The sequence below is a fragment of the Ramlibacter sp. genome, from assembly GCF_035706265.1.
GTDB lineage: Bacteria > Pseudomonadota > Gammaproteobacteria > Burkholderiales > Burkholderiaceae_C > Ramlibacter.
In genome coordinates this window covers 1-5,138 of record NZ_DASSVG010000096.1, presented here as the reverse complement: position 1 = coordinate 5,138, position 5,138 = coordinate 1, and the positions used below count along the sequence as shown (strand labels likewise).

General features: G+C 68.3%; 4 protein-coding genes. All 4 read left to right on the top strand.

Annotated features, from left to right (window positions below):
* Positions 1 to 1,324 (top strand): NAD-dependent succinate-semialdehyde dehydrogenase (locus VFM98_RS03715; protein WP_325108557.1); only part of this gene is annotated, 1,324 nt, incomplete at its 5' end.
* 300 nt (positions 1,325 to 1,624) lie between these two features.
* Complete coding sequence (locus VFM98_RS03710; protein ID WP_325108556.1) at positions 1,625 to 2,473, top strand: mechanosensitive ion channel family protein; 849 nt, start codon at positions 1,625 to 1,627, stop codon at positions 2,471 to 2,473.
* 60 nt (positions 2,474 to 2,533) lie between these two features.
* Positions 2,534 to 3,724, top strand: a complete 1,191-nt coding sequence (gene pncB / locus VFM98_RS03705; protein WP_325108555.1) for a nicotinate phosphoribosyltransferase — start codon at positions 2,534 to 2,536, stop codon at positions 3,722 to 3,724.
* A 169-nt stretch (positions 3,725 to 3,893) separates the two neighbouring features.
* The gene (locus tag VFM98_RS03700; protein ID WP_325108554.1) at positions 3,894 to 4,937 is read left to right on the top strand and encodes an aldo/keto reductase; all 1,044 of its coding nucleotides are present in this window, start codon (positions 3,894 to 3,896) and stop codon (positions 4,935 to 4,937) included.
* Positions 4,938 to 5,138 lie beyond the last annotated feature (201 nt).

Here is a 5,138-nt window from a genome sequence, read left to right as displayed (position 1 = left end):
CCCGCAGGAGGCCGAACAGGCCATCGCGGCGGCGAATCGCGCCTGGCCCGCGTGGCGCAACAAGACGGCCAAGGAGCGCAGCGCCATCCTGCGCAAGTGGTACGACCTGCTGATGGCCAACCAGGAAGACCTGGGCCGCCTCATGACGGCCGAACAGGGCAAGCCGTTCGCCGAGGCCAAGGGCGAGGTCGCCTACGGCGCCAGCTTCGTCGAGTGGTTCGCGGAAGAAGCCAAGCGCATCAACGGCGAGACCCTGCCGCAGTTCGACAACAACCGCCGGCTGCTGGTCGTGCGCCAGCCGATCGGCGTGTGCGCCGCGATCACGCCCTGGAACTTCCCGCTCGCGATGATCACGCGCAAGGTGGCGCCGGCGCTGGCCGCGGGCTGCCCCGTGGTGATCAAGCCGGCCGAACTGACGCCGCTGACGGCGCTGGCCGCCGCCGAACTGGCGCTGCGCGCCGGCATCCCGGCGGGCGTGCTGAACGTGCTCTCCGCCGACGGCGCCAACAGCATCGCGATCGGCAAGGTGCTCTGCGCCAGCGACGTCGTGCGCCACATCAGCTTCACCGGCTCCACCGAGGTGGGCCGCATCCTCATGGGCCAGAGCGCGCCCACGGTGAAGAAGCTCTCGCTGGAGCTCGGTGGCAACGCGCCCTTCATCGTGTTCGACGACGCCGACCTCGATTCGGCCGTGGAAGGCGCCATGGCCAGCAAGTACCGCAACGCCGGCCAGACCTGCGTGTGCGCCAACCGCATCTACGTGCAGGAGGGCGTGTACGACGCCTTCGTGCAGAAGTTCGCCGCCAGGGTAAAGACCATGAAGGTGGGCAACGGCTTCGAGGAAGGCGTGGTGCAGGGCCCGCTGATCGAGCCGGCCGCGGTGGAGAAGGTGCAGAAGCACCTGGACGACGCCAAGGCCAAGGGCGCGCAGATCGTCACCGGCGGCAAGAAGCTGCAGGGCCAGTTCTTCGAGCCGACCGTGGTCTCCGGCGCCACCTCGGACATGCTGTGCGCGCGCGAGGAAACCTTCGGCCCGCTGGCGCCGGTGTTCAAGTTCAAGACCGAGGAAGAGGCGATCGCGGCGGCGAACAACACCGAGTTCGGCCTCGCCAGCTATTTCTACAGCCGCGTCGTGGGCCGCATCTTCCGCGTGAGCGAGGCGCTGGAATACGGCATGGTGGGCATCAACGTCGGCATCATCGCCACCGAGCACGTGCCCTTCGGCGGCGTCAAGCAGTCCGGCTTGGGCCGCGAAGGTTCGCACCACGGCATCGACGAGTACGTGGAGATCAAGTACCTGTGCCTGGGGGACATCCTCAAGTAGGCGGCGGAACCGAGGTTGGCGGTGAGCGCCGAAGGCCGAACGTAGGCTGGTGCTGAGCCGCGAAAGCGCGCGAAGCCCAGCGATGCGCGAAGCGCTGGGCTTCCGGCGCGCATTGCGCGCGGTCAGCCCCAGCCTACCGGAACGGCCTGCGCAGGTCGGCAGGCCGCGCCCTGCCGGACACCACCCGCCGCATTTGTAAAGCTCTCCTACACCTCCCGCGGTCCACGGCCGACTGGGGCGGCTGCGCGCGTAGCGGAAAGTAAGCGGCAGTTGCCAACATCCCGCACTGGAGGTCCGTTCATGCCCACAGCAGTCACCCACTGGAGCGACGCCATGTTCACGTCGCTCGCGGCAGCCCTGGCGCTGCTGTTTTCCGCGATTCCGAAGATCATCGGCTTCGCGGTCATCGTCATCGCCGGCTGGTTCATCGCTTCGCTGATCGAGCGCGGCCTGGCGGCCATCCTGCGCACCATCCGCTTCAATGACCTGGCCCAGCGGGCCGGCCTGACGGACTTCGTGCAGAAGATGGGCATGAACACCGACGCCTCCGGCCTGATCGGCCTCGTGGTCAAGTGGTTCGTCCGCCTGATCGCGCTGGTGGTGGCCTTCGACGCGCTGGGCCTGCCCGCCGTCTCGGAAGTGCTGCGCCAGCTGTTGCTGTGGCTGCCGAACGTGGTCGTCGCGATGGTGGTGCTGGTGATCGGCGGCCTGGCGGCGCGCGCGCTGAGCAACCTGGTGCGCGGCGCAGCCGCCGAAGCGGGCCTGTCGAACACCAACTTCCTCTCCAAGACCTCCGCGATCATCGTCTGGGCCTTCGCGATCGTGGTCGCCGTCAACCAGCTGGGCATCGCGACCGAACTGGTCAACACCCTGTTCATGGCGGTGGTCGGCGCGATCGCGCTCGGCATGGGCCTGGCCTTCGGCCTGGGCGGCCGCGAAACGGCGGGCGAGATCCTGCGCAAGTGGTACGCAAAGGCGCAGGAGAAGTCCAGCCAGATGAAGTACATGGCCGACAACATGGGCGACCGGGCGCGCGACGAGATGGAGATGCAGCGCGGCGAGTGGCCCACCGGCGGCTATCCGCAGGGCGGCGGCCGCCAGGGCGGCCCGGTGCCGGCCGACCGGCGCCACGACATGGAAGGCGGCTGAACGCCCCGATTCCCATCCGGAGGAGCCCCGCGCGGGCTCCTTTTTCTTTACCCTCGCGCCATGGCGTTCGACCCCGTCATCCGCAGCCTGCTGGACACGGACCTCTACAAGTTCACGATGTGGCAGCCCATGCTGCATCGGCACCCGCAGACGCAGGCGCTGTACCGCTTCGTGCTGCGCAACGCGCCGGCGTACCCGCTGGCCGAACTGTGCGACGAGGTGAACGCCCAGCTCGATCATCTGTGCGGCCTGTTCTTCGCGCGTGACGAACTGGAGTACCTGGGCAGCCTGCGCTTCATCAAGCCCGACTTCGTCGACTTCCTGCGCATCTTCCACTTCCAGCGCGACTTCATCCATGCCTGGACCGACGGCGAGCACCTGCGCATCGAGGCGTGCGGGCCGCAGGTGCACGTGATGGGCTTCGAGATCTTCGTGCTGGCGATCGTCAACGAGCTGTACTTCCGCCGCTTCGACCGCGCCGCCGCCTGGGCCGAGGGCCGCCGCCGCCTCGCCGACACGATCGCGCGGTTGCGCGCGATCGGGCAGGAGCCGCCGCGCGCCCATCCCTTCGAATTCTTCGACTTCGGCGTGCGGCGGCGCTTCGCGCGCGACTGGCAGGCCGAGGTGGTGGCCACGCTGGCGCGCGAGCTGCCGCAGTTCTTCAAGGGCACCTCCAACGTGCTGCTGGCGCGCGAGTGCGGCCTCACGCCGATCGGCACCATGGGGCACGAGTACCTGCAGACGTTCCAGGCCACGGGCGTGCGGCTGCGCGACTTCCAGCGTGCGGCCTTGGAGGAGTGGGTGCAGGAGTACCGGGGCGACCTCGGCATCGCGCTCACCGACACGGTGGGCATGGACGCCTTTCTCGCCGACTTCGACCTCTATTTCGCCAAGCTGTTCGACGGCCTGCGGCACGACTCGGGCGACCCCGTCGCCTGGGGCGAGAAGGCGCTGTCGCACTACGCGCGGCTGCGCATCGACCCGCACCGCAAGCGCCTGGTCTTCTCCGACAGCCTGGACGCGGAAAAGATGCTCTCGCTCTACCGCCACTTCGGCGACCGCGTGAACATGGGCTTCGGCATCGGTACCAAGCTCACCAACGACGTCGGCCAGACGCCGTTGAACATCGTGATGAAGCTGGTGGAAGTCAACGGCCAGCCGGTGGCCAAGCTCTCGGACGCGCCGGGCAAGACGCTGTCGACGGACGAGACCTTCCTGGCCTACCTGCGCAAGGTCTTCGCCGTCCGCTGACGCCATCTTCTCCTTCCCCCTCCGGAGGAAGGCCGGGAGGGGGGCACTCCCGGCCACCGCCGCTCTCCGAAAACCATTGCGGCCAACAGCGCTTCCTTGAGCCCCGCACCCCAGCCGCCCCGCCCTCGCCACAATCCCCCCTTTTCCCCTTCCAGCCAAGGAGTCCTGCATGCGCCACGTTCCCCTGGGCCGCACCGGCCTGTTCGTCTCCGAGCTCTGCCTCGGCACCATGACCTTCGGCGGCGCCGAAGGCATGTGGGCCCAGATCGGCCAGCTGCAGCAGTCGGAGGCGGAGCGCCTGGTCGGCCAGGCGCTCGACGCCGGCATCAACTTCATCGACACCGCCGACATCTACGCGGGCGGCCTCTCCGAGCAGATCACTGGCCAGGCGTTGCGCAATCTGAAGGTCGCGCGCGACCACGTCGTCGTCGCCACCAAGGTCTTCGGCGAGACCGGTCCCGGCAGCAACATGCGCGGCAACACGCGCAGCCACATCCTCGACGGCGTGAAGGCCAGCCTCAAGCGGCTGCAGCTGGAACACATCGACCTCTACCAGATCCACGGCTTCGACCCCGCCACGCCGATCGAGGAAACGGTGCGCGCGCTGGACCAGCTCGTGCGCCACGGCCACGTGCGCTACGTCGGCGTGTCGAACTGGGCGGCCTGGCAGATCGTGAAGGCGCTGGGCATCTCCGAGCGCCTGGGGCTGGCGCGCTTCGAGTCGCTGCAGGCCTACTACACCATCGCCGGCCGCGACCTCGAACGCGAGCTGGTCCCGATGCTGCGCAGCGAAGGCTTCGGCCTCATGGTCTGGAGCCCGCTCGCCGGCGGCCTCCTGAGCGGCAAGTACGGCCGCGAGCAGCAGGGCGAGCAAGGCAGCCGCCGCACGAGCTTCGACTTCCCGCCGGTGAACAAGGAGCGGGCCTGGGACATCATCGACGTCATGCGTGACATCGCGCAGGCGCGCGGCGTCACCGTGGCCCAGGTCGCCCTGGCCTGGCTGCTGCACCAGCCGCAGGTCACCACCGTGATCGTCGGCGCCAAGCGCCCCGAGCAACTGGCCGACAACATCCGCGCGACCGAGCTGCGGCTGGAGGCAACGGAGCTGGAGCGGCTGGATGCAGTCAGCGCGCTGACGAAGGAGTATCCGGGCTGGATGCTGGAGCGGTTGGGGGAGGTGCGGAACCGGCAGTTGCGGGAAGCGCGGCGCTGAGGGCCGGGTGGCTCATTCCCGCCGCGCGGACATTCCCGCGCAGGCGCAATACAGAGCGAGGAGCGAGAGTTGGAAAATCGAACCACTCAATAGGAAGTACTGGAGTCTATGGGGCTTCTCGCCGCCTTGCGAGTCAGCATTCTTCCTCCTACATTCCCCGCGTTGGTGCCGACGATAGGACCCAAAGTTGGGCAGGCAAGC